Source organism: Streptomyces kanamyceticus, from assembly GCF_008704495.1.
GTDB classification, from domain to species: domain Bacteria; phylum Actinomycetota; class Actinomycetes; order Streptomycetales; family Streptomycetaceae; genus Streptomyces; species Streptomyces kanamyceticus.
Genome location: NZ_CP023699.1, coordinates 33,506 through 54,923, shown reverse-complemented (window position 1 = coordinate 54,923; position 21,418 = coordinate 33,506). Strand labels below are relative to the sequence as shown.

At 71.6% G+C, this 21,418-nt stretch carries 17 protein-coding genes; 8 read left to right on the top strand and 9 right to left on the bottom strand.

What is annotated here, in order from left to right; genetic code table 11:
- Positions 1 to 146: 146 nt before the first annotated feature.
- Positions 147 to 1,175, top strand: a complete 1,029-nt coding sequence (locus CP970_RS00240; RefSeq protein ID WP_055546223.1) for a serine hydrolase domain-containing protein — start codon at positions 147 to 149, stop codon at positions 1,173 to 1,175.
- Between the two features lie 37 nt (positions 1,176 to 1,212).
- Here CP970_RS00240 and CP970_RS00235 read toward each other — a convergent pair whose 3' ends face one another.
- A complete protein-coding gene (locus CP970_RS00235; RefSeq protein ID WP_055546206.1) occupies positions 1,213 to 1,950 on the bottom strand; it encodes a MerR family transcriptional regulator in 738 nt (245 codons plus the stop codon).
- A 111-nt stretch (positions 1,951 to 2,061) separates the two neighbouring features.
- The gene (locus tag CP970_RS00230) at positions 2,062 to 2,664 is read right to left on the bottom strand and encodes a CGNR zinc finger domain-containing protein (protein WP_055546208.1); all 603 of its coding nucleotides are present in this window, start codon (positions 2,662 to 2,664) and stop codon (positions 2,062 to 2,064) included.
- Positions 2,665 to 2,775: 111 nt separating this feature from the next.
- Here CP970_RS00230 and CP970_RS00225 point away from each other — a divergent pair, with 111 nt between their 5' ends.
- Positions 2,776 to 3,162, top strand: a complete 387-nt coding sequence (locus CP970_RS00225; RefSeq protein WP_055546210.1) for a PPOX class F420-dependent oxidoreductase — start codon at positions 2,776 to 2,778, stop codon at positions 3,160 to 3,162.
- Here the strand turns inward: CP970_RS00225 and CP970_RS00220 are convergent.
- Positions 3,152 to 4,180, bottom strand: a complete 1,029-nt coding sequence (locus CP970_RS00220) for a tetratricopeptide repeat protein (protein ID WP_055546212.1) — start codon at positions 4,178 to 4,180, stop codon at positions 3,152 to 3,154. The two genes, CP970_RS00225 and CP970_RS00220, sit on opposite strands and share 11 nt — an antisense overlap.
- A 177-nt stretch (positions 4,181 to 4,357) precedes the next feature.
- Complete coding sequence (locus CP970_RS00215) at positions 4,358 to 5,512, bottom strand: hypothetical protein (protein ID WP_055546214.1); 1,155 nt, start codon at positions 5,510 to 5,512, stop codon at positions 4,358 to 4,360.
- A gap of 523 nt (positions 5,513 to 6,035) precedes the next feature.
- Between CP970_RS00215 and CP970_RS00210 the strand changes: the two genes are divergently transcribed.
- A complete protein-coding gene (locus CP970_RS00210; RefSeq protein WP_150492816.1) occupies positions 6,036 to 7,805 on the top strand; it encodes a collagenase in 1,770 nt (589 codons plus the stop codon).
- An 11-nt stretch (positions 7,806 to 7,816) separates the two neighbouring features.
- Here the strand turns inward: CP970_RS00210 and CP970_RS00205 are convergent, their stop codons facing one another.
- Genes CP970_RS00205 through CP970_RS00185 form a run of 5 tightly spaced genes read right to left on the bottom strand, consistent with a single transcriptional unit; the run spans position 7,817 to position 15,184 of the window.
- Positions 7,817 to 10,006, bottom strand: a complete 2,190-nt coding sequence (locus CP970_RS00205; protein WP_224058099.1) for an MGH1-like glycoside hydrolase domain-containing protein — start codon at positions 10,004 to 10,006, stop codon at positions 7,817 to 7,819.
- The gene (locus CP970_RS00200) at positions 10,003 to 12,057 is read right to left on the bottom strand and encodes a beta-galactosidase (RefSeq protein WP_150492814.1); all 2,055 of its coding nucleotides are present in this window, start codon (positions 12,055 to 12,057) and stop codon (positions 10,003 to 10,005) included. The genes CP970_RS00205 and CP970_RS00200 overlap by 4 nt, the downstream gene beginning before the upstream one ends.
- Positions 12,054 to 12,887, bottom strand: a complete 834-nt coding sequence (locus tag CP970_RS00195) for a carbohydrate ABC transporter permease (protein ID WP_150492812.1) — start codon at positions 12,885 to 12,887, stop codon at positions 12,054 to 12,056. Before CP970_RS00195 ends, CP970_RS00200 begins: the two co-directional genes overlap by 4 nt.
- A complete protein-coding gene (locus CP970_RS00190; protein ID WP_079043380.1) occupies positions 12,884 to 13,816 on the bottom strand; it encodes a carbohydrate ABC transporter permease in 933 nt (310 codons plus the stop codon). Before CP970_RS00190 ends, CP970_RS00195 begins: the two co-directional genes overlap by 4 nt.
- A gap of 3 nt (positions 13,817 to 13,819) precedes the next feature.
- The gene (locus CP970_RS00185) at positions 13,820 to 15,184 is read right to left on the bottom strand and encodes an ABC transporter substrate-binding protein (protein ID WP_055545884.1); all 1,365 of its coding nucleotides are present in this window, start codon (positions 15,182 to 15,184) and stop codon (positions 13,820 to 13,822) included.
- A gap of 153 nt (positions 15,185 to 15,337) precedes the next feature.
- Between CP970_RS00185 and gcvPA the strand changes: the two genes are divergently transcribed.
- From gcvPA to CP970_RS00160, 5 genes are read left to right on the top strand one after another with little or no spacing between them, the layout of a single operon-like run.
- Positions 15,338 to 16,723 carry an aminomethyl-transferring glycine dehydrogenase subunit GcvPA gene (gene gcvPA / locus CP970_RS00180; RefSeq protein ID WP_055545886.1) on the top strand — a complete coding sequence of 462 codons (1,386 nt, stop codon included), beginning with the start codon at positions 15,338 to 15,340 and terminating at the stop codon, positions 16,721 to 16,723.
- Positions 16,720 to 18,309, top strand: coding sequence for an aminomethyl-transferring glycine dehydrogenase subunit GcvPB (gene gcvPB / locus CP970_RS00175; RefSeq protein ID WP_224058097.1), 1,590 nt, complete (start codon positions 16,720 to 16,722; stop codon positions 18,307 to 18,309). Before gcvPA ends, gcvPB begins: the two co-directional genes overlap by 4 nt.
- A complete protein-coding gene (locus CP970_RS00170; RefSeq protein ID WP_150492810.1) occupies positions 18,306 to 19,955 on the top strand; it encodes an ATP-NAD kinase family protein in 1,650 nt (549 codons plus the stop codon). The genes gcvPB and CP970_RS00170 overlap by 4 nt, the downstream gene beginning before the upstream one ends.
- A 23-nt stretch (positions 19,956 to 19,978) precedes the next feature.
- The gene (locus CP970_RS00165) at positions 19,979 to 20,725 is read left to right on the top strand and encodes an SDR family NAD(P)-dependent oxidoreductase (protein WP_055545890.1); all 747 of its coding nucleotides are present in this window, start codon (positions 19,979 to 19,981) and stop codon (positions 20,723 to 20,725) included.
- 50 nt (positions 20,726 to 20,775) lie between these two features.
- Positions 20,776 to 21,417 (top strand): GntR family transcriptional regulator, encoded by a 642-nt coding sequence (locus CP970_RS00160; protein WP_055545892.1) that lies wholly within the window; start codon positions 20,776 to 20,778, stop codon positions 21,415 to 21,417.
- Position 21,418: the final 1 nt, after the last annotated feature.

Sequence of the window (21,418 nt, the reverse complement as noted above, 5' to 3'; positions counted from 1 at the left end):
CGTTGAGCGAGCTCGTCAGCGGCGGTCAGCCTCGGCAGCACATCTGTTGTCTGCCTTGTGGGAGGCTCGCGTGGTCCGCCTCGGTTCCCCTCGCGCTGTTGCTCGTGCTCGTCGTCACCGGATGCTCGGGCGGCAAAGAGGCGCACGTGCGTCGTGATCCGGTCGACCGGGCCGTCGACCGCTACCTCGACAAGACGCTCCCCAAGGGGCCTGGCATCACCGTGGCCGCCGCCCGGGGAGGCGAGCTCAGGCACTGCGCGGGGCGCGGGCTCGCCGACCGTGCGAAGAAGACGCCCGCGACCTGCGACACCGTGTACGACATCATGTCGATCACCAAACAGTTCACCGCCGCCGCGGTCCTGCGCCTTGAGACGGACGGCAGGCTCAGGACGAGCGACCGGATCGGCGCGTACCTCGGGCGCGTGCCCGAGGACAAGCGCGGCATCACCCTGCACCAACTCCTTACGCACACGGCGGGCCTGCCGGAGTCGCTCGGCGACGACTACGACCCGCTGTCGCGCGCGGGGTTGCTGGCCGGGGCGATGAAGGCCCGGCTGCGGTCGGCGCCCGGCAAGGAGTTCCATTACTCGAACGTCGGTTACAGCGTGCTCGCCGCCGTTGTCGAGAAGGTCTCGGGCCTGCGCTACGAACACTTCCTTGCGGAGCGCCTGTTCCGGCCCGCCGGGATGACCCGCACCGGCTATGTGCTGCCCTCCTGGGACCGTGCGCGGGTCGCCGTCGAGTACGACAGGAACGGCCGCGCGCAGGGGCGGCCGATGGACCACCCGTGGGCGCCCGACGGGCCGTCCTGGAACCTGCGCGGCAACGGCGGGATGCTCTCCACCGCCCGGGACATGTTCCGTTGGCACCGCGCACTCATGGGTGACACTGTCCTGTCCGAAGCAGCGAAGCGGAAGCTGTTCGCCCCGCATGTGCGGGTACCCGAGCTCGACGGGTCCTATGGATACGGCTGGGTCGTCATCGACTCCGACGACGGCCGGGTCGCCTGGCACGACGGGGGCAACGACTGGTCCCTTGCGACGGTCGCGGAGTTCCGCCGCGACAAGATCATGGTGTTCTGGGTGAGCAACCACGCCTATCAGAAGGGCAAGTGGAACCTTGAGGACGGCCAGCTGGAGCTGACCAGGGGAGTGAGCGCGGGCCTCACCCGGTAGCCGAGGCCCGCCGCGGGTCCGGCTCGCCGCCGCGGGATCACTCCACCCCATCCGCGAGGTACTCGTGCAGCCTGCCCGCCCCCTCCAGCATCGCCCGCGTGCGCTGGTCAAGCGCCTCCGCGCGGCGCGCCACGGCCGTGCGGAGCGCCTCGACGCCACCGCTGTGGCGCAGCTCGTCGAGGACCGGGCGGATCTGCGGCAGCGGATAGTGGCTCTGCCGGAGCATGTTGATCACGCGCGCGTCGCGGACGTCGGCGGGCAGGTAGGAGCGGTAGTGCGTGACCGGGTCGCGGGTCGGAACCAGGAGTCCTGCCGCCTCCCACACGCGCAGGGTCGAGGTGCGCAGGCCCAAGTGCGCGGCGACCTCTCCGACGCGCAGCCGTGAGCGCGGTGGGGCCGGTGCGCCGGGGCCCTCGTCCGCGACGGCTTCCAGGGCTTCACCAGTGGTCCGCAGGGCGCCTCGCTGTCCGTGCAGCTCGGCGTGTCCGGCGTCGACGAGGGCGAGTGCGCGCGGTACCTCGCCCTCGTGCACGGCCCGCATGATCCCCTGCGCGGGCCCGGGGCCGTAGCCGCGGATCAGTGCCCGGTAGGTGAGCAGGGCCTGCCGGTGCCGGGCGTCGAACCTGCGGTATCCGGCGGGGGAGCGGGGCGCGGGCGGCAGGATTCCGGCGTCGGCGTAGTTGCGGATCTGCTGGGTCGAGATGCCCGCGGCCCGCGCCAGATCGACCGGGCGCAGTCCCCTGGGTTCCTCTCCACGGCTCTCCTGACGGCTCATGGGCGGCCCCTTCACAGGCATGGCGGGGGAAGCCCCCACGGCTCGGCTACTTCAAGGAAACACTTGAAGGTACCGAGGCGATGCGAGCCGCCCCGGAGCGCCCCGCGGCCCTCACCCCTCCTCGGCGCGGCGCGCCCGCAGGGTGCGTACCTTGTGGCGGTTGCCGCAGTGCTCCATCGAGCACCAGCGGCGGCGGCCGGGGCGCGAGGTGTCGACGTACAGCAGGGCGCAGTTGTCGGCGGCGCACGTCCGGATCCGGTGCGCGTACGGGCCCGTCAGCAGCTCCACGGCGTCATGGGCGACGGTGGCGAGGAGCCGGGTGCCGTCGGCGGTCCCGGCCCAGCCGCGCATGCCGTCGGGGTCGATGACGGGCGTCAGGGGCGGGCGGGCGGCCGCCTCGTTGAGGACGGCGATGTCCTCGGAGGGCGCGGGCTCGTCGAGGGCGCGGGCGGTGGCCACCTGGAACAGCGCGTCCCGCAGGCGCCGCGCGTCGGCCACCTGCGCATCGACGACCCGCAGCGCGGGCGTCGGCGTCAGCCGCGAGCGCTCCGCCCAGGCCAGCAGGTCGGCGGGCGCGTGCAGCACCTCGAACCGCCGGAACTCGCCGGGACCTCCGGTGGTCAGCAGCTCCAGACAGAGCGCGCCCGGGTCGAACCGGTAGGTCGATCCGCTGAAGGAGCGCATCGGGATGCCGGGGGACGCGGGCGGTTCCATGTAACTAATATAAGCGGTTACGAGGTGGTGGCCGGGCGGGCGGTGCGGTCGGTGCGGGCCGGGCGGAGGTCGCGGGGCCTGCGGCCTGAACTCCCCGCCTAGACTCCCGGCATGGACGACGAACTGGTCACCCGGCTCAGCACGGGAAAGTACCTGCTGGTCAGCAGCTACCGGAAGGACGGCACCCTGGTGCCGAGCCCGGTCTGGGTCGTCAGGGACGGTGAGGCGCTCGGCATCTGGACGGTCGCCGACTCGTGGAAGGTCAAGCGGATCAGGCGCCGCGCCGACGTCATGGTGGGCCCGTGCGATCTGCGCGGCAATCCGACGGGGGAGCAGGTACCCGCCACCGCCGAGATCGTGCCGCAGGACGTGACCGCGCGCTACCGCACGCTCATCACGCGCAAGTACCACGTCGTCGGCTTCTTCACGCTGCTCGGCAGCAGGATCCGCCGCGGCCTCGACGGCACGGTGGGCATCCGCATCACGCTCACGGGCTGAGCGCGGGCTCGGTCAACTCGGCACGGAAGGCGACGGCCATGTTACGGGCGTGCCGCAGCCCCATGCGGGCGAAGTCGGCTTCCAGGGCGGCCAGTTCGGCGAGCGTGGCCGCGCGGTCGCGGCCGAGCCGCGCGCGGCACTTGGCGAGCCCGAGCCGGGACAGGGCGGCGCCGCGCGGTTCGCGCATGTCCGTGAACTCCGCGAGGGCCACGGCGTAGATCTCGCGGGCCGCCGCCCAACGCCCGTCGCGGTAGAGGACGTTGCCCCGCATCTTGTGGTTGTAGGCGAGCGCGCTCGCCAGATCCATGGCGCGGCAGACCTCCTCGGCCTCGGACAGCAGGTCGAGGGCGCGGTCGGGTTCGCCGCGCAGGGAGAGGACGTCGGCCACGCCCCGCAGCGACCAGGCGCGCCCCCGCGCGTCGTCCGCGTCGGTGGCGATCCGCACGGACTCCTCGAACAGTTCGAGGGCCTTGGCGTGGTCGCCGGTGTTGCGGCGCATCTGCGCTATGCCGGTCATCGCCCACACCATGTGCCTGGCCTCGCCGTGCGCACGCCCCTGTTCGAGCAGCTCCTCGTGGAGCGCGGCGACCGCGGCGTAGTCGCCCTGGATGCGTCCCGTCTCCGCGAGGCCCGCGAGCGCGTAGCCGTGCGCGAGCCGGTCGCCGCTGCCCGCGGCCAGCTCCACGGAGCGGGCGAGCAGCCGCCGGGCGAGCGGCAGCGCGCCGCACTGCCGGGCGAGGGTGCCGCCGCTCCACAGGGCCCACGACATGGCCCCCGCGTCTCCCGCGCTCCGCGCGCTGCGGTAGCTCTGCCGCCAGGCGGCGCCCGCGTCGTCCACCCGGCCGAGCCGCCGGTTCGCCTCGGCCACCGCGAGGGCGGCACGGGCCCGTTCGGCCGCGCCGCCCGCGCGGTCGAGCGCGCGGCCCGCCGTTCGCAGGACGTCCTCGTAGGACGAGTTCACACTCAGCTCCGAGCCCAACTCGCCCTGGTACTCGGGTGCGAATGCCTTCACGTACATGTACCGGAAGCCTCTCGATCGTGTCGTCCCGATGACGTGATCAAGAAGCTACGAGCTGGGCCCGGGTGGACGAATCCGTCCCCATATTGGTCATCGCGTACGACTTGAGTGCTACGGACGGGGCCGTGATCAACCTCGGGTCGTACGGGATGACTCGGAGGCGGGACTCAGCGGGACTCAGGAAGCGGTCTCCGTGGAGCTGTCCCGCGGCGCGGTGTCCGCCACGGGCGGGACCGTCGCCGTCTGGAGTGCCGTGATGCACGCGCCGATCGCCTGCTGGAGGTCTTCGAGGCGCTTGACCATGTCGTCCTCGTAGATGTCGTCGATGTCGTCGACGTCGTCGAAGGTCAGCTCCTCGAAGACCTTCGTCGCCTTCTGCAGACTGCTGTAGAACTTCGCGCGCCGCTCCTGCACCCGCAGCTGCGGGTCGCTCTGGACGGTCTGGGCGACCAGGTCACGGACCGTGTCGTACGCCTCGCGGGCCCACTCGCCCGACTCCTCGCCGTCGTCGAGCTCGTCGATGAGGGACAGGTGCCGCTCGGCCTCCTCGCGCAGCTCGGGCGATGCGTCGATCATCTGCCCCGCGGGCGTCTTGACCTGGCCCTTCTCCACGATCTGACGGACGTAGTCGACGCGGTCGCCCGCCTTCGCCTCGGCGCTCACGGCCTTCTTGAGGTCGTCGGTGCGCACGATGTCGCGGACCAGTTCGGTACGGAGTGCCGGGTCCTCCTCGATGCGGTCCATCAGCGCCTTGCGCGCGGCCTCCGCGGTGCCGGGGTCGGCGAGGATCGCGGCGCGCAGCGCGGTCGGGTTCTCGGCGACCTCCAGGGCCTTGGTGGGGCGGATGCCCTCGGCCTCGGCGGCCTCCGAGATCGCCTCGCCGCGCGGGGTGCTCGCGCTGGAGCGCGACGCGTAGTACGACAACCAGACGTCGGCGTCCGGGAGTTCGATGTCCTGGCCGGGCTCGAGGACCTCGAAGTGCGGCACGAGACCGTCGTCGGCGGCCTTGTCCCAGGCCTTGTAGTAGCGCATGACGCGGTCGGCCGAGCATCCCGCGAGCTCGCTGAACTCCTTGGCCGAGACCTTCGGCGTCTCGCCGGAGCTCTGTCCACCGGGGCGCACACTGCGCGCCACCTTGAGGGCGAAGGTCCAGCCGCCGGTCCGCGCGTAGGCCCCGAAGACGCGGGCGTCCTCGGCCACCAGGTCCGCCGTCCCGGCCTCGGCTGCCGGGGCGGCGGTCTCCTCGGCGGGGACGCTGGTCTCCTCGGTGGGGACGGCGACCTCCTCGGTGGGGGCGGTGGCTTCCTCGGTCGGGGCGATGGCTACGGTCACAGATGTTCTCCTGGGTGTCACAGGGGGACGAGGGTTGACGTGACACTTTATCGCTCTTATTGGGATGTTTTGCGCGTGAGTTGGCGCTGAGCCTCCGCGTCGTCCCGTCACCGGTCGCCCGCCCCCTGGCCTGCCGAGAAGCGGCTGACCTGCGGTTGAACCGTGACTGAACGGAAAATCTCAACTCCCTTATTTCCGGAGCCTGTTCAAGCCATGTGACGTGTGCAATGGTACATGTCACACATCGAACGTGTGCATGACATGGGTGGCGCCGCCACCCATCCGCCATGGCCCGTTACCCCCCATTGCCGTGCCCTCGCACGGCAGCGACCGGCCTGGAGGCCGCCTTGATACCAAGATCCTCCGCACTGAGAGAACGCGCCAGATTCCTGGTGACCGCCCTGATCGCCTGCCTGGGCCTGGCCCTGCTCGCCCCGCGAGCCCGGCGGCGGCGACCGGTGCCACCCCCGGAGCGCAGCCCGCGAAGGCCGCTCAGGGCAAGCCGGGCCCGGACCCCGCGCCGATGCCCGCCACTCCCACCCCGGCCACCGCCAAGGCGGAGCGCCAGGCCGAGCCGGACAAGGACGTGGCGAACCGCCCGCCGCTGCAGGCCACCCCCGACAAGACCCGCAAGGGCGAGGGCAAGGTCAAGGCCGCCGAGTGCCGGGTCTCCGACTTCACGTCGAAGACCGGCGCCGCCCTGGTCGAGCAGATCAAGGGCGTGGAGGTCAATTGCATCAACACGCTGTTCTCCGTGACGGGCCCGGACGCCAAGGCGCTGTTCCGCGAGGAGCAGATGGTCACCGTGGCGAACGCGCTGCGCGACACGGCGGCCAACTACCCCGGTGACAACAGCACGTCGGCCGAACAGGTGGTCCTCTACCTGCGCGCCGGGTACTACGTGCAGTGGGGCGACCCTGACGGGGTCGGCGATTACGGCCCCGCCCTCAAGAGCGCCATCCAGGGCGGTCTCGACGCCTTCTACGCCTCCTCCCACGCCTTCGACGTCACCGAGGCCAACGGCAACACCCTCAACGAGGCCGTCATCCTGATCGACAGCGCCCAGGAGAACGACCGCTACCTCAGCGTGACCAAGCGCCTGCTGACCGACTACAACGCCTCGTACGACAAGTTCTGGGGCATGGTCGCGGCGGTCAACAGCACCTTCACGGTCTACTTCCGCGGCCACCAGGTCCCGGCGTTCCTCGCCGCCGTCAAGGCCGACCAGAGCAACCTCACGATCCTTCGGGACTTCGCGGTCAAGCACGACGACCTGCTCGGCACCGACCGGTCCTACCTCGTCTACAACGCCGGGCGCGAACTCGGCCGCTTCCTCCAGCACGCGGACCTCAAGCCCGCGGTCGGCCCGCTGGCCAAGGAACTCCTGGGCCGCAGCCAGATGACCGGCCGCACCGCCCGCCTCTGGGTCGGCGTGGCCGAGATGACGGACGCCTACGACAAGGCCAACTGCGCCGAGTACGGCACCTGTGACCTGGCGAACCGCGTGCGCGACGCCGTGCTCACCGTCAAGCACACCTGCAGCGACAGCCTGAAGATCGCCGCCCAGGAGATCACCGCCGAGGAACTGGCGGCCTCCTGCGACAGCCTGAGCAAGCAGGACGCCTTCTTCCACAACGTGGTCAAGGACAACGGGCCGGTCAAGGACGACAAGAACACCCAGCTCGAAGTCGTCGCCTTCAACTCCAGCGACGACTACCAGACCTACGCCGGGGTCGTCTTCGGCATCGACACCAACAACGGCGGCATGTACCTGGAGGGCGACCCGGCCAAGGAAGGGAACCTCCCGCGCTTCATCGCCTACGAGCAGCCCAAGCAGGACGGCTCCTTCCAGATCTGGAACCTCAACCACGAGTACACGCACTACCTCGACGGCCGCTTCAACATGTACGGCGACTTCGCGGCCGGGCAGACCACGCCGACCGTCATGTGGGTCGAGGGCTTCGCCGAGTACATCTCCTACTCCTACCGGGGCGTCACCTACGACAACGCCATCGCCGAGGCGGGAAAGAAGACGTACAAGCTCAGCACGCTCTTCGACACCACCTACGAGAACACCAACACCACCCGCACCTACCCGTGGGGCTACCTCGCGGTCCGCTACCTGCTCCAGTCCCACCCGCAGGACGTGACCACGCTCCTCGGCCACTACCGCGCCGGTGAGTGGGACGCCGCGCGCACCCTGCTCACCAGCACCATCGGCAACCGCTACGACGCCGACTTCGACGCCTGGCTCGACCGGTGCGCCGCAGGCAACTGCGACGCCACGGCCTGAAGCTGAGCGTCTCACCGCCGGCTGAGCAGCGGCAGGAGCAGCGCCGCCGACCAGCTGAAGTTCGGTGAGTTGAGAGGGGCTCCGGTCTGGGGGTTGTAGTTCTCCATGACCGGGGCCCTTTCCGTCAGGCCCGATGCCTTGGCCAGGAGGCGGTCCGTGAGGGCGTCGGCATCCTGGCCGTAGCCGTAGCGGCGCAGCCCTTCGAGGGCGAAATACGCCTGGTCGAGCCAGACCGGGCCGCGCCAGTACCGGGTCGGCGAGAAGTAGGGGGACGACTTGGCGACGGTCGGGAACGGCACCGGCGTCGCGAACTCGGCCGGATCGGTCAGCTTGGCCCGCACCGCGCGCGCCTGCTCGCGCGAGGCGGTGCCGGTCCACAGCGGCACCGCGCCCTCGACGCCGCGGCCGCGCGCGGTCAGCCGGGTGCCGGTGGCGAGGTCGACGTCGTGGAACCAGCCGTCGCGCGGGTCGTACATCTTCGCCCGCACGGCGGCGTGGGTGGCATCGGCCTTGCGCTGCCAGCGAGCCGCGTCGGCGTGCTTGCCGACGGCCCGCGCGATGCGCGCCAAGTAGTCCTGGTCCTGGGCCAGATAGGCGTTCAGGTCGACGGACTCCTGGGTGAGGGAGTAGCCGACGAGAGTGCCGTCGGGGGCGTGGTTGGGGACGACGGACGTGCCGAGGTCGGCGTCGAAGCGGGGAGCGTTGTCCATGCCGCTCTCCCAGGCGGCGGCCAGTCGGCGCTGCTCGGTGGAGTCGTTGGCGGGATCGACCGTGGCGCCGTACTCGGCGAGACCGTCGCGGTCGTGGTCACGGTTCCGGTACCACCATGCCTGATAGGCGGCGAGCTTCGGATACATCTCGCGCAGGAAGGCCCGGTCCCCGCTCTTGCGGTAGACCTCCCACACCGACCAACTCGCCAGCGGCGGCTTGGAGTTACGCTCGTTCCAGTTGCCGCCGCCACGCTCCGGGTCGTTGTAGAAGAGGGCGTCGGGGATCATCCCGGCGTCCTGCGGGCGGGCCGTGGAGTCCGCGGTGATCTGCCGGTCGAACATCGACCGGATCTGCGTCTGGGCGAGCCGCGGGTCGAAGCGGGCGGTGCCCACGGCCTGCTTCCAGGTGTCCCAGGACCACAGACCGCCGGTGAACCACTTGTACGAGATCGACGGCGTGATGCCGTCGTGCTTCAACTGCCCCGCTGCGGAGCGCCAGTTGGTGACGAGTGTTTCCAGGGACTTCACGGCGGTACGGCGCCGGTCCGCGGGCACGCCCCGGGTCACCCCGGCGACATAGCCGCGCCAGCGGGCATCGGCGGCCGAGACGTACGCCTGCGGGTGGGCGAGGACCGCCCGGACCCGCCGCGTCTCACGGGCCCGCTCCGCCTCGGTGAACGTGTACGACTCGGTCCAGTCGAAGCGGTGTGCGGCGCCCGGCGCGAGGGAGACGGGCGCGGCGGTCTCGGTGCGGTAGGAGTCGCCGTCGACCGTGGTGCGCACGGGTTCCTTGTGGGTGACCTCGAAGCGCTCGGTGCCGTCGGTGAGGTAGTCCCAGGTCTCGCGGACCTTCGCGAAGTCGACGCCGACACCGGAACCGGTCGCCTTGAGCTTCGGGGCGTCCCGCATCGGGGCGTCGGCGGGCCGCAGCAGGCTGCCGGTCCAGTCGGCGCCCAGGGTGCGACGCCCGGTCCCGGTGTTGCGGACCTCGGCGCGCACCAGCGCGCTGCGGTCGGTGGCGAAGCGCAGCGTCAGCGTGAGGCGCAGGCCGCGCCCGAGGTCGTAGGACTGGACGAGCCTGCCGGGCTGCGAGGTGAGGCGCGGGGCGCCACCGGCGGCGAGGTCGAGGGCGCGGCCGCCCTCGGTGAGCCGGATGCGGCTGAACGACTCGCTCAGCCACCACGGGTACTCCTGGGCGATGTAGAGCGGCCCGCTGAACCCGCCGTAGGCGGCCCGGTCACCGGCCTCGGGGAGCGCGTACGCGTGCCAGGCGCCCCGGTCGGCGAAGACGTTGACGCGGTTGACGTCGTCGGCGTCACCGGGCAGCGCGGCGGCGGGGGTGCCGTGCAGGTCGAGGACGTCGGCGTAGTCGGGTGTCCTGTCCCTGCCGGGCGCCGGGGCGGCGCCCGCCTGCGGGGCCGCGAGGGTCGCGCTGCCCGCGAGCAGCAGGGCCGCGAGAAGCGCGGCACGGGAGGTACGGGGTCTGGTCACGAGCGGTTGTCTCCAAGGGGATCGGGGGAGTTGGCGGGGTCGGGGGAGTCGAGGGAGTCGGGGGAGTGGGGGCGGCGGAGCACGGCCGCGCCGAGCGGTGGGAGGCGGACGGCGCCGCGCACCGGAGCGCCGGTGAGCAGATCCGTGCCGTCGGCGTCGACCGCGACGGGCCGGTCCGTGTGGTTGAGGAGAAAGAGGTACGAGGCGTCGGCGCCGGTGCGCACGGTGGCCTCGACGCCTTCGGGGACCGGCACGCACGCGGTGACGCCCGCCTCCGCGAGCGCCGCGTCGAGCACGTCCCCGATGTGGTCGGGCAGGTGGCAGCTCAGGTAGCGGGCGATGCCCGAGCCGTAGGCGTGCCGGGTGACGGCGGGCTGCCCGGCGAGCGGTCCCGCGGCGTACGTGTCGACCGTCTCGGCGCCCGCCGTCTCGATCCACTCGCTCCAGAGCGTGGCGCTCGCGCCGGACGCGAGCGGCACCGCATCGGCGTCCGGCACCGGCCAGAACTCGTCGACGGACAGCCCGAGCACCTCCCGCAGCGGACCTGGCGCGCCCCCGTCGTGGAGGTGGTCGTGCTCGTCGACGACGCCGCTGAACGGGCCGACGACGAGGTGGCCGCCCGCGCGGACGTACGACGTGAGGCGCCGGGCGTCGGCGCTGCGCACCAGGTGCAGATTCGGCGCGAGCACGGCCCGGTAGCCGGTGAGGTCGGCGTGCGGTGGCACGAAGTCGGCGGTGATGCCACGGGCGTGCAGCGCCGCGTACCAGGGGCGCATCAGGTCGGGCCAGCGCATCCGGGCCGAGGGGTGGTCGGCGCCTTCCAGGGCCCACCAGGAGTCCCAGTCCAGGAGGACCGCCACGGGCGCCGTGACGCGGCTGCCCGCGACCTCGGCGATCCTGGCCAGTTCGGCGCCGAAGCGGACGGTCTCGCGCCAGCCGCGCGACGCGGTGCCCCGGTGCGGGAGCAGGGCGCTGTGGTACTTCTCGGCGCCCGCGCGCGAGGCGCGCCACTGGAAGTACATGATGCCGTCGGCGCCCCTGGCCACGGCCTGCAGCGACCACAGGCGTTGCAGCCCGGGCTTCTTGGGGACGTTGACGGGGCGCCAGCTCACCGCCGACGGGGCCTGTTCCATGAGGAGCCAGGGCCTGCCGCGCTTGAGGGAGCGCATCAGGTCGTAGTTCATGGACGCGTTGACGTGGGCGCGCGGGTCGGCGGGGTCGGGGTAGGCGTCGTCGGAGACGAGGTCCTCGTGCTCGGCCCACCGCCAGTAGTCGAGCTCCCGCATCATCGACATGAAGTTGGTGGTGGCGGGGATGTCCGGGCTCGTCGCGGTGAGGACGTCCCGCTCGGCGCGGTGCAGGGCGAGCAGCGCGTCGGAGCAGAAGCGCCGCCAGTCCAGGAGCTGGGTCGGGTTGACCGGGCCCGGCGCGGTGCGCGGCGGTTCTATCTCGTCGTACGTGCCGTAGCGCTGGGACCAGAAGGCCGTGCCCCAGGCGTGGTTGAGGGCGTCGACGGTGCCGTACTTCTCGCGCAGCCAGTCGCGGAAGTGCGCCGCCGAGCGCGGGCAGAAGCATTCGGTGACGTGGTCGCCGTACTCGTTGTGGATGTGCCACAGGGCGAGCGCCGGATGGCGGCCGTAGCGCTCGGCGAGCTTGCGGGTCAGGCGCACCGCGGCCTGTCCGTAGGCCTTGGAGGAGGGGCAGTAGTGCTGCCGCGAGCCGAATTCGAGCCGGACGCCGTCGGCGGTGACCGGCAGGATCTCCGGGTGGGCGCGCACCAGCCAGGCGGGTGGCGACGCGGTGGCCGTCGCCAGGTCGACGGCGATGCCGTGGGCGTGCAGCAGGTCCATGAGCCGGTCGAGCCAGCCGAAGTCCCAGGTGTCGGGGCCGGGTTGGAGGCCCGCCCAGGAGAACACGCCGACGGTGACCATGGTGACCCCGGCCTCCCGCATCAGCTTCACGTCCTGTTCCCAGACCTCCTCGGGCCACTGCTCGGGGTTGTAGTCCCCGCCGTAGAGCAGTCCGGGCACGGACGTCAGACGCTCGCTCATCCCTTCACCGCCCCGCCGAGCAGTCCGGCCACGAACTGCCGCTGGAACAACAGGAACAGCGCCATCAGCGGCAGCGTCGCGAGCAGCGAGCCGAGCATCAGTCCTGAGTAGTCGACGCGGGAGAGACCTGTGAGGGTGTTGAGGGCGACGGGCACGGTGTATTTGTCCTCGGTGTTGAGCATCAGAAGGGGCCAGATGAAGCTGTTCCAGGCGGCCATGAACGTAAAGATCACCAGCGCGCCGAGCTGCGGGCGCACGCACGGAAGGACGACGCGGTAGAAGGTGCGCAGCTCGCCGCAGCCGTCCATGCGGGCCGACTCGATGAGCTCGTCGGGGAAGCCGACGAAGCCCTGGCGCATCAGCAGGATCCCGAAGGAGTTCGCCAGGAACGGCAGGATCACCGCCTGGTAGGAGTCGATCCAGCCGACGCTCGCCATCATCTGGAAGAGCGGCACGAGCAGCACCTGGAAGGGGATCATCATCGTCGCGAGCACGGCGGCGAGCACCAGGCCACGCCCCCGGAAGCGGTACTTGGCCAGGCCGTAGCCGCACATCGCGGAGCCGAGCGAGCTGAGCACGGTCTGCACGACGGCGATGCCGATGCTGTTGACCATGACCCGGCCGAAGCCGATGGTTTCTTGCAGCCGCGAGAGGTTGTCCAGGAGCCGCCCGCCGGGCAGGAACGGCGGTGGTGAGTGGAACAGGTCGGCGGAGGAGTGGGTGGCGGCGATCGCCATCCACAGGAACGGCACGAGGCTGACCACCGCGCCGACGAGGAGCACGGCGCGTACGAAGAGGCGGCCGACGAAGGATCCTGGGCTGCGGCTCATCGGCGGCGCTCCCGTCCGAAGGCGAAGTACTGGGCCGCGGAGATCGCGGCGATCAGCGCGACCACCACCCAGGCGATGGCGGCGGCGTAGCCGAAGTCGAACTGCTGGAAGCCGACCTTGTAGAGGTAGACGACGGGCGTGAGGGTCGCGTCGTCGGGGCCGCCCCGGGTCAGCACGTAGTTCTCGTCGAAGAGTTGGAGCGTGCCGATGGTGGAGGTGATGACGCAGAACAGCACCACCGGCCGCAGCTGGGGCAGGATCACCCGGGTGTAGGTGGTGAAGGTCGACGCGCCGTCGAGCGCGGCCGCCTCGTACTGCTCCTTGCCGATGGACTGCAGTCCGGCGAGCAGGATGACGGCGTTGTAGCCGGTCCAGCGCCAGGTGAGCGTCAGGATCAGGGAGACGCGCGCCCAGGTCGGGTCGTTGAGCCAGTCGATCGGGCCCATGCCGAAGGCGCCGAGCGTCTGGTTGACCAGGCCGTTGTCCGTCTTGAGGAGCACCTGGAAGACCACGGCGTAGGCGACGAGGGTGGTCACCGCGGGCAGGAAGTGCACGGCGCGCCAGGTGCCGCGGAAGCGCAGCCACGACTGGTTGAGGAGTGCGGCGAGGAGCAGCGCGAGGCCGACCATCACCGGGACCTGTACGACGAGGATCAGCCCGGTGTTGACCAAGGCGTCGGCGAACGCCGGGTCGTGCAGGAGCCGTTGGTACTGGTCCAGGCCCACCCAGCGCAGCGAGCCCGCGTCCTCCGCGGTGAAGGACTGCAGCAGGCTCGCGCCGAGCGGATAGGCGAAGAAGAGGGCGAACAGGGCGGCGGCGGGGCCCGCGAAGACCCAGCCCACATGCCGCTGACGGCGCCGGGGGCGGCGCGCGGCGCGGGGTGACCGGGCGGGCACGACGGTGTGCTTCCCGGAGTCCAGGGCAACCATGGGTCAGGCCACCCTCTTTCGTCCGGTCGCGTCGGCGAGCCGCTGGGCGGCCGAGGCGAGGGCGGCGCGCGGGTCCTTGCCGCGCAGGAGCACGCTGTTGACGGCCGAGATCGTGATGTCCTTCTCCTTGGCGTCGTCCTTCGTGTACTCGACCGGCGGGATGTTCCTGGCAAGGCGCGCGAACACGGCGTTGACGCGCTGCCCGCCGAAGTACTCCTGACGCTCGCTCAGATAGGGGTCGTCGAGCGCGGGCAGATAGGCGGGGAAGAGGCCCTCGCGTTTGAGCATGGCGACCTGGTTGCCGGTGTCGGTGAGGACGAAGCGGATGAACTCCCAGGCCGCTTCGGCGTGTTCGCTCTGCGCGGGGACGCACAGCGTGGAGCCGCCGATGTTGGAGGTGCGCACCCCGTCGGCGGTGAACCCGGGCAGCGGAAGCACCCCGAACTTCCCCTTGAGCTCCGGCATCTCACCCGTGAGCGTGCCCGACCACCACGCGGCGAGCGGATTGGTGGTGACCTTGCCCTCCTTGTGGGCGGTGACCAGGCCGTCCCAGTTCTTCTCGTAGGCGAGGAGGCCGTGGTCGGCCAGGCGCTTCATCAGCGTCAGGGCCCGCACCGCCGCCGGGGTCTCCAGAGCGATGCGGCCGTCGACGAACGAGGACTGGCCCTGCTGCTGGAGCAGCATCGGGAACATGCCCGAGCCGGTCGGATCGTGGACGAGCAGTTTGTGCCCGGTGGCCTCCTTGACGCGGACGCCGACGCGTACGTAGTCGTCCCAGGTCCGCAGGGACTTCGGGTCGACGCCCGCGGCGCGCAGGTGGTCGGTGCGGTAGTAGAGCGCGCAGGGGCCGATGTCCCAGGGCAGCCCGAAGACCTTCTCGCGGCCCGCGCCACCGGTGACCGTGCGCCAGGCGGCCCGGTCGAAGTCGTCGCGGAACCGGCCGCCGCGCCGCGCCACGTCGTAGAACCCGGTGGGGAAGTTGGCGGTGTAGCGGGGCAGATAGCTGCCCTCCATGGTGAGGACGTCGGGGAGTCCCGTGCCGCCGCGCAGACCCACGGTGATCTTGTCGTACGCGTTGTCGTAGCCGATGTCGACGACGTCGACGGTGACGCCGGGGTGGCGCTCCTCGAACGGGCCGCGGAGCCGCTTCATCGCGGTGGCCGCCACGTCCCACGACCAGACGGTGATCTTCCCGGTGAGCTTCGCGGCCCGTTGGCCCGCCGAGCCGTCCTCGTCGTCGCCGCCCAGCTCGTGCGGGTCGCCGCCCGCACCGCCCGCGCCTCCCATGGCGCAGGAGCCGAGCAGCGCGGACGCCGAGACGGCGAGTCCGGCGGTCACAACGCGCCGCCGGGATGGTCGTGTTGACACTCTTGCCTCCCGAGGAGTGAATGCCTAATGCTGTATTCAGAACACTGAATGACAGGACCGGTCGTCAAGGGTCCTGCACATATGGACCTCCGACCTCTTGGCCCGCCCCGGGGTCCCGCTTCCTCGTGCCCTCAGCCACGCGAAAGGTGCGGCATGACGTCGTCCCAGGCTCAGCCCGCTGCCCACCCCTACATCCCGAACACGGTGCCCGCCGTCCGGCAGGCGATGCTCGACGAGATCGGCGCCGCGAGCGTCGAGGAGTTCTACGCCGACATCCCCGACGCGATCCGGCTGCACCGCCCCCTCGACCTGCCCGCGCCGCTGGCCTCGGAGGCCGAACTCGGCCGCCACATGGAGCAGTTGCTCGCCCGCAACACCAGCACCCGGCAAGCCTTGAGCTTCCTCGGCTCCGGCTGCTACCAGCACCACGTGCCCGCGGTGGTCGACGAGATCGTCAACCGCGGCGAGTTCCTCACCGCGTACGCGGGCGAACCCTACGAGGACCACGGGCGCTTCCAGGCGCTGTGGGAGTACCAGTCGATGATGGCCGAACTGCTCGACGTGGAGGTCGTGAACGTTCCCGTCTACGACGGCTTCCAGGCCACGGGCACCGCGCTGCGCATGGCGGGCCGGATCACCGGACGCCGGGGGATCGTGGTGGCGACGGCGACCGACGCGGACAAGCTCTCGCGCATCCGGGACTACGTACGGCCCGATCACGACGTCAGCGTCGTCCCCGTGGACCGCGAGAGCGGCCGCGCCGACCTCGACGCGGTGCGCGAGGCCCTCGCCGCGGGGGACGTGGCCGCCGTGTACGCGGAGTCCCCCTCGGCGGCCGGAATCGTCGACGAGAGCCTGCCCGAGCTCGCCGAACTGGCCCATGCGGCAGGGGCGTTGTACGTGGTCGGCTGCAATCCGCTCACCCTCGGCGCGCTCGCGCCCCCCTCCTCGTACGGCGCGGACATCGCGTGCGGCGACATCCAGCCGCTCGGCATCCACCAGAACTTCGGCGGCGGCAACGCCGGGTTCATCGCCACCCGCGACGAGGAGCGGCTCGTCGCCGAGTTCCCCTCGCGACTGTTCGGTCTGGTGCCCACCACGGTCGAGGGCGAGTACGGCTTCGGGGACGTCGCCTACGAGCGGACCTCCTTCGCGCGGCGCGAGGAGGGCAAGGAGTGGGTCGGCACCGCGGCCGCGCTGCACGGCATCGGAGCCGGGGTGTACCTGGCGCTGATGGGTCCGCAGGGCATGCGCGAGATCGGCGAGACGATCCTCGCCCTCACCGCCTACGCGCGACGACGCCTCGCCGAAGTCCCGTGTGTGGAGGTGCCGTTCGGGGAAGCCCTGCACTTCGCCGACTTCACCGTCCGCTACTCGGGCGCCCGCACGGCCGCCGAGATCCGCGCCCGCCTCAAGGAGCGGGGCATCTTCGGCGGCGCGGTGACCGGGGATCGCGAGGCCGTCTACTGCGTCACCGAAGTGCACACCAAGGCCGACATCGACCGGCTCGCCACGACCCTGGAGGAGATCGTCAAGTGAGCGACCACCACATGCCCGTGTCGGTGACCCCGGAGGACGCGCGCATCGCGCCGAAGCCGGGGCTGCGCCGGTACCAGCAGGCGTCCTGGGACGAGAAGCTCGTCTTCGAGCTGGGCGGACCGGGGGAGCGGGGCGTCCTCGTACCGGCCCCCGACCCGTCCCTTGACATCCCGGAGATCCCGGCCGCCCTGCGCCGCACCACACCGCCCGCGCTGCCGGAACTCTCCCAACAACAAGTCCTGCGCCACTACATGAGGCTCTCCCAGGAGAACCTGGGCGCCGACCTGAACATCGACGTCGGCCAGGGCACCTGCACCATGAAGTACAGCCCGAAGATCAACGACCAGTTCGTGCGCGACCCGCGCATCGCCGCGCTCCACCCGCTCCAGGACGACGACACCGTCCAGGGCGTGCTGCGGATCATCCACGACCTGGAGCAGCTCCTCAAGGAGATCTCCGGCATGGACCGGGTCTCGCTGCAGCCCGCGGCGGGCTCCGCCGCGATCTACGCCAACGTCGCCATGATCCGCGCCTACTTCGCGGCGCGCGGCGAGGCGGAGCAGCGCGACGAGGTCATCACGACGATCTTCTCGCACCCCTCCAACGCCGCCTGCGCGAAGACCGCGGGCTTCAAGGTGATCACCCTGCACCCGGACGCGGACGGCTACCCCGACATCGAGGCCCTCAAGGCCGCGGTCGGCCCGCGCACCGCCGCCCTGCTGATCACCAACCCCGAGGACACCGGCATCTACAACCCGCGCATCGAGGAGTTCGTGCGCATCGTGCACGACGCGGGCGGCCTGTGCTCCTACGACCAGGCCAACGCCAACGGCATCCTCGGCATCACCCGCGCCCGTGACGCGGGCTTCGACCTGTGCCACTTCAACCTGCACAAGACGTTCTCGACGCCGCACGCGTGCGGGGGCCCGGCGGCGGGTGCCTGCGCGGTCACCTCGGAGCTGGCGCCCTATCTCCCTTACCCCACGGTCGAGTTCGACGGGACGCGGCACTTCCTGGACCACGACCGCCCTCAGTCCGTCGGCAAGATGCGCCCCTTCCACGGCGTCGTGCCGAACCTCGTCCGTGCCTACGCGTGGATCATGACGCTCGGCGCCGACGGACTGCGGGCGGCGGCCGAGACGGCGGTCCTCAACAACAACTACCTGCTCCACAAGGTCCGGCAGATCCCCGGCGTCTCCGTGCCCTACGCCGAGGGGCGGCCGCGCGTCGAACAGGTCCGCTACAGCTGGGAGAAGCTGCACGAGGACACCGGCGTCCACTCCGAGGACATCGGCCTGCGCACGGCCGACTTCGGCACGCACTACTGGACCAGCCACCACCCGTACCTGGTCCCCGAGCCGATGACCCTGGAGCCGACCGAGTCCTACTCCCGGGCGGACCTCGACGAGTACGCCGCGATCCTCACGGAGGTGGCGAGGGAGGCGTACGAGGACCCGGAGACCGTCCGCACCGCACCGCACCGCTCCAGCGTCCACCGGGTGCGGCCCGAGGCCCTCGACGACCCGAAGACCTGGGCGGTGTCCTGGCGCGCCTACCGCCGCAAGATCCTGGGCGAACCCGCATGAGACGCCCCCGCGTGGGCCTCGTGGTCAACCCGGTCGCCGGCCTCGGCGGCCGGGTCGGCCTCGGCGGCACGGACGGGCCCGAACGGGTGCGCCGCGCAATGGAGTTGGGTGCGCGCCCGCTGGCCGGTGCCCGAGCGGCGCAGGCGCTGCGGGCGTTGCGGGCGCGGCTTGAGGCGGGGGACCTGGAGGTGCTGACCGTGCCGGGGCCGATGGGGGCGGACGCGGTGCGGGCGGCGGGGCTGGTGCCGGTGGTCGTGCCGATGCGGGCGGTCGCGGTGGTGGTGGCGAGCACGCCGCGAGGGGAGAGGCGCGCCCCCACCGTCGCGGACGCCGTCGCCACGGATGGGACCGAGGCGGTCGCTACCGGCGGGTCCCACACCACCTCGACCGTCGTCGCCGCCTCCCCTGACGCGAGCGGGGCCGACGCCGCCTCCGCGGCTACCACCGAGTGTGTCTCCACCTCCGCCGCCGAGACCGGGCCTGTCGCTTCCGGGACCGACGCGACCTCCGTGGTTGCCATCAGGGCAGACGCGGCATTCGCTGACGCGCCTGGGGGCGGCACCGCCTTCACGGTTACCGCCGGGTCCGTCGTCACTTCTGGCGACGCGACGTCCGTCGACGTGGCTGGGGCTGTGGTGGCCTCCGTAGACGGGGACGAGGCCGGGGCCGGGGTCGGCACCAGCTCTGGCGACGCGACCTCCGCCGACCCGGTCGGGTCCGTCGCCAGCGCCAGCGCCAGCGCCAGCGCCACTGCCACCGGCGCTGGCACCGTCACCGCCTCCGCCCACACCACCTCCGCCGTCCGCGCCCTCGTCGGCGCCGGTGTCGATCTCCTCCTCTTCGCCGGGGGCGACGGCACCGCGCGCGACGTGCTGCGAGCCGTGCCCGGCGAGGGCGGTGACCGGTGCCCCGTGCTCGGGATTCCTACCGGCGTCAAGATGCACTCCGCCGTGTTCGCCGTGGGCCCCGCCGCGGCGGGCGAGGTCGCGGGCGCGTGGCTGGCCGGTAGCGGGGGCGTTCGGCTGCGGGACGCGGAGGTCATGGACCGTGACGAGGGCGCGCTACGGGACGGGCGCGTGGCCTCGCGGTTGTTCGGGTGGCTGCCCGTGCCGGACGTGCCCGCGCGCGTGCAGCAGCGCAAGACCGGCAGCACGGCCACCACGGGCGACGCCTCCACCGGCATCGCGGCGGAGGTCGCGGGGCGCGTCGGTGAGGGACCGCTCGTCCTCGGCCCCGGCACCACCACCCGCGCCGTGGCCACCGCCCTAGGCGCCGACGCGTCACTCGCGGGCGTCGACGTGCTCGCCCTGCGCGCGGGGCGGGCCGACGTGGTGGCGCGCGACACCGGCGAGGCGGAACTGCTCGCCCGGATCGGTGCGGGGCCCTGCTGGATCGGGCTCTCCCCGATCGGCGGCCAGGGCTTCCTGCTCGGCCGGGGCAACCAGCAGATCTCGCCGCGCGTACTGCGCGCGGCGGGCGGCCGCGACCGGCTGCTCGTGCTGTGCCCGGAACACAAGCTGGCCGCACTCGGGGGCCGCCCGCTGCTCCTCGACACCGGAGACCCGGAACTGGACGCCGAGCTGAGCGGATACCTGCCCGTACTCACCGGCCACCGCCGCATCTCCCTCTACCCCGCCACCCATTGAGTGACAGGAACAAGGAGTCCACGATGATCTCTCTCGACGGCAAGCGCGCCATCGTCACCGGCGCGGCCGCCGGCATCGGCCGCGCCACCGCGCAGGTCCTCGCCGAACTCGGTGCCCGCGTCGTGATCGCCGACATCGACGTCGACGGGGGCGAGCAGACCGCGAAGGACACCGGCGGCACCTTCGTACGGTGTGACGTCTCGCGGCGGGCGGACTGCGAGGCCGTGGCCGCCGCCGCGCGGGAGCGGTTCGGCGGCGTCGACGTCCTGTTCAACAACGCGGGCGTCATCCGCCGCTCCACGGTGTGCGACATCACCGAGGACGACTGGGACCTGGTGATGGCGGTGAACGTCCGCTCCGTGCTGCTGCTCAGCCGTCTCGTCATCCCCGGCATGGCGGCCCAGGGCGGCGGTTCGATCGTCAACACCGGCTCAGGATGGGGGATGTCGGGCGGCGCCCGCGCGGTGTCGTACTGCGCGTCGAAGGGCGCGGTCGTCAACATGACCCGCGCGATGGCCATCGACCACGGCCCCGACAACATCCGCGTCAACTGCGTGTGCCCCGGTGACACCGCCACCGGGATGCTCGCCGACGAGGCCCGCCAGCTGGGCGAGAGCGCGGACGGGTTCTACGCCGAAGCCGCCGACCGCCCGCTCGGCCGGATCGGACAGCCCCGCGACATCGCGCAGACCGTGGCGTTCCTGGCATCCGACGCATCCGCGTTCATCAGCGGAGCGATCATTCCCGTCGACGGCGCAGGTACCGCGTGACCAGCCGGTAACGGATAATCGAGCACACCTAAGGGGAGGGGCCGTCGCACATGCCAATCGAGAACCGTCCGTTGCGCGAGCAGGTGAAGGAGGAGCTGCTCAGGCGCCTCGGCAGCGGCACGATCGCGACGAGCGAGACCATCAACGAGGTGCAGCTCGCCACCGAACTCGGCGTCAGCCGCACCCCGTTGCGCGAGGCGCTGATCACGCTGGAGCGCGAGGGCGTCATCACCAGCGAGCGCGGCAGGGGCTTCCGGTTCACCCCCCTGAGCGCACAGGAGTTCCGCGACCTGACGGCGATCGTCGCGACGCTGGAGGCGCTCGCGCTGCAGTCCAGCAGCCCCGAGCACCTCGCGGAGATCGCCCCGCGCCTTTTGGAGGAGGCCCATGCCTTCGCCGTCCCGCAGGCCCCGCACGAGGTGATAGAGCGCTACGACGACGCCTGGCACGACCTGCTCCTCTCGGGCTGCGCCAACGATCGCCTGATGAAGCTGATCACGTCCCTGAAGGTCACGATGCACCGCTACGAACGGGTGGCCCTCGGCGACCAGGACGTCCTGGAGCGTTCGGCGGCGGAACACGAGCGCATCGCGCTGTGCCTGCGGCGGGGCGATCTGGACGCGGCCGTCGTGGCACTGAAGGAGAACTGGAACAGCGGCATGGACCGCATCCTGGAGCGCTTCACGGACTGAA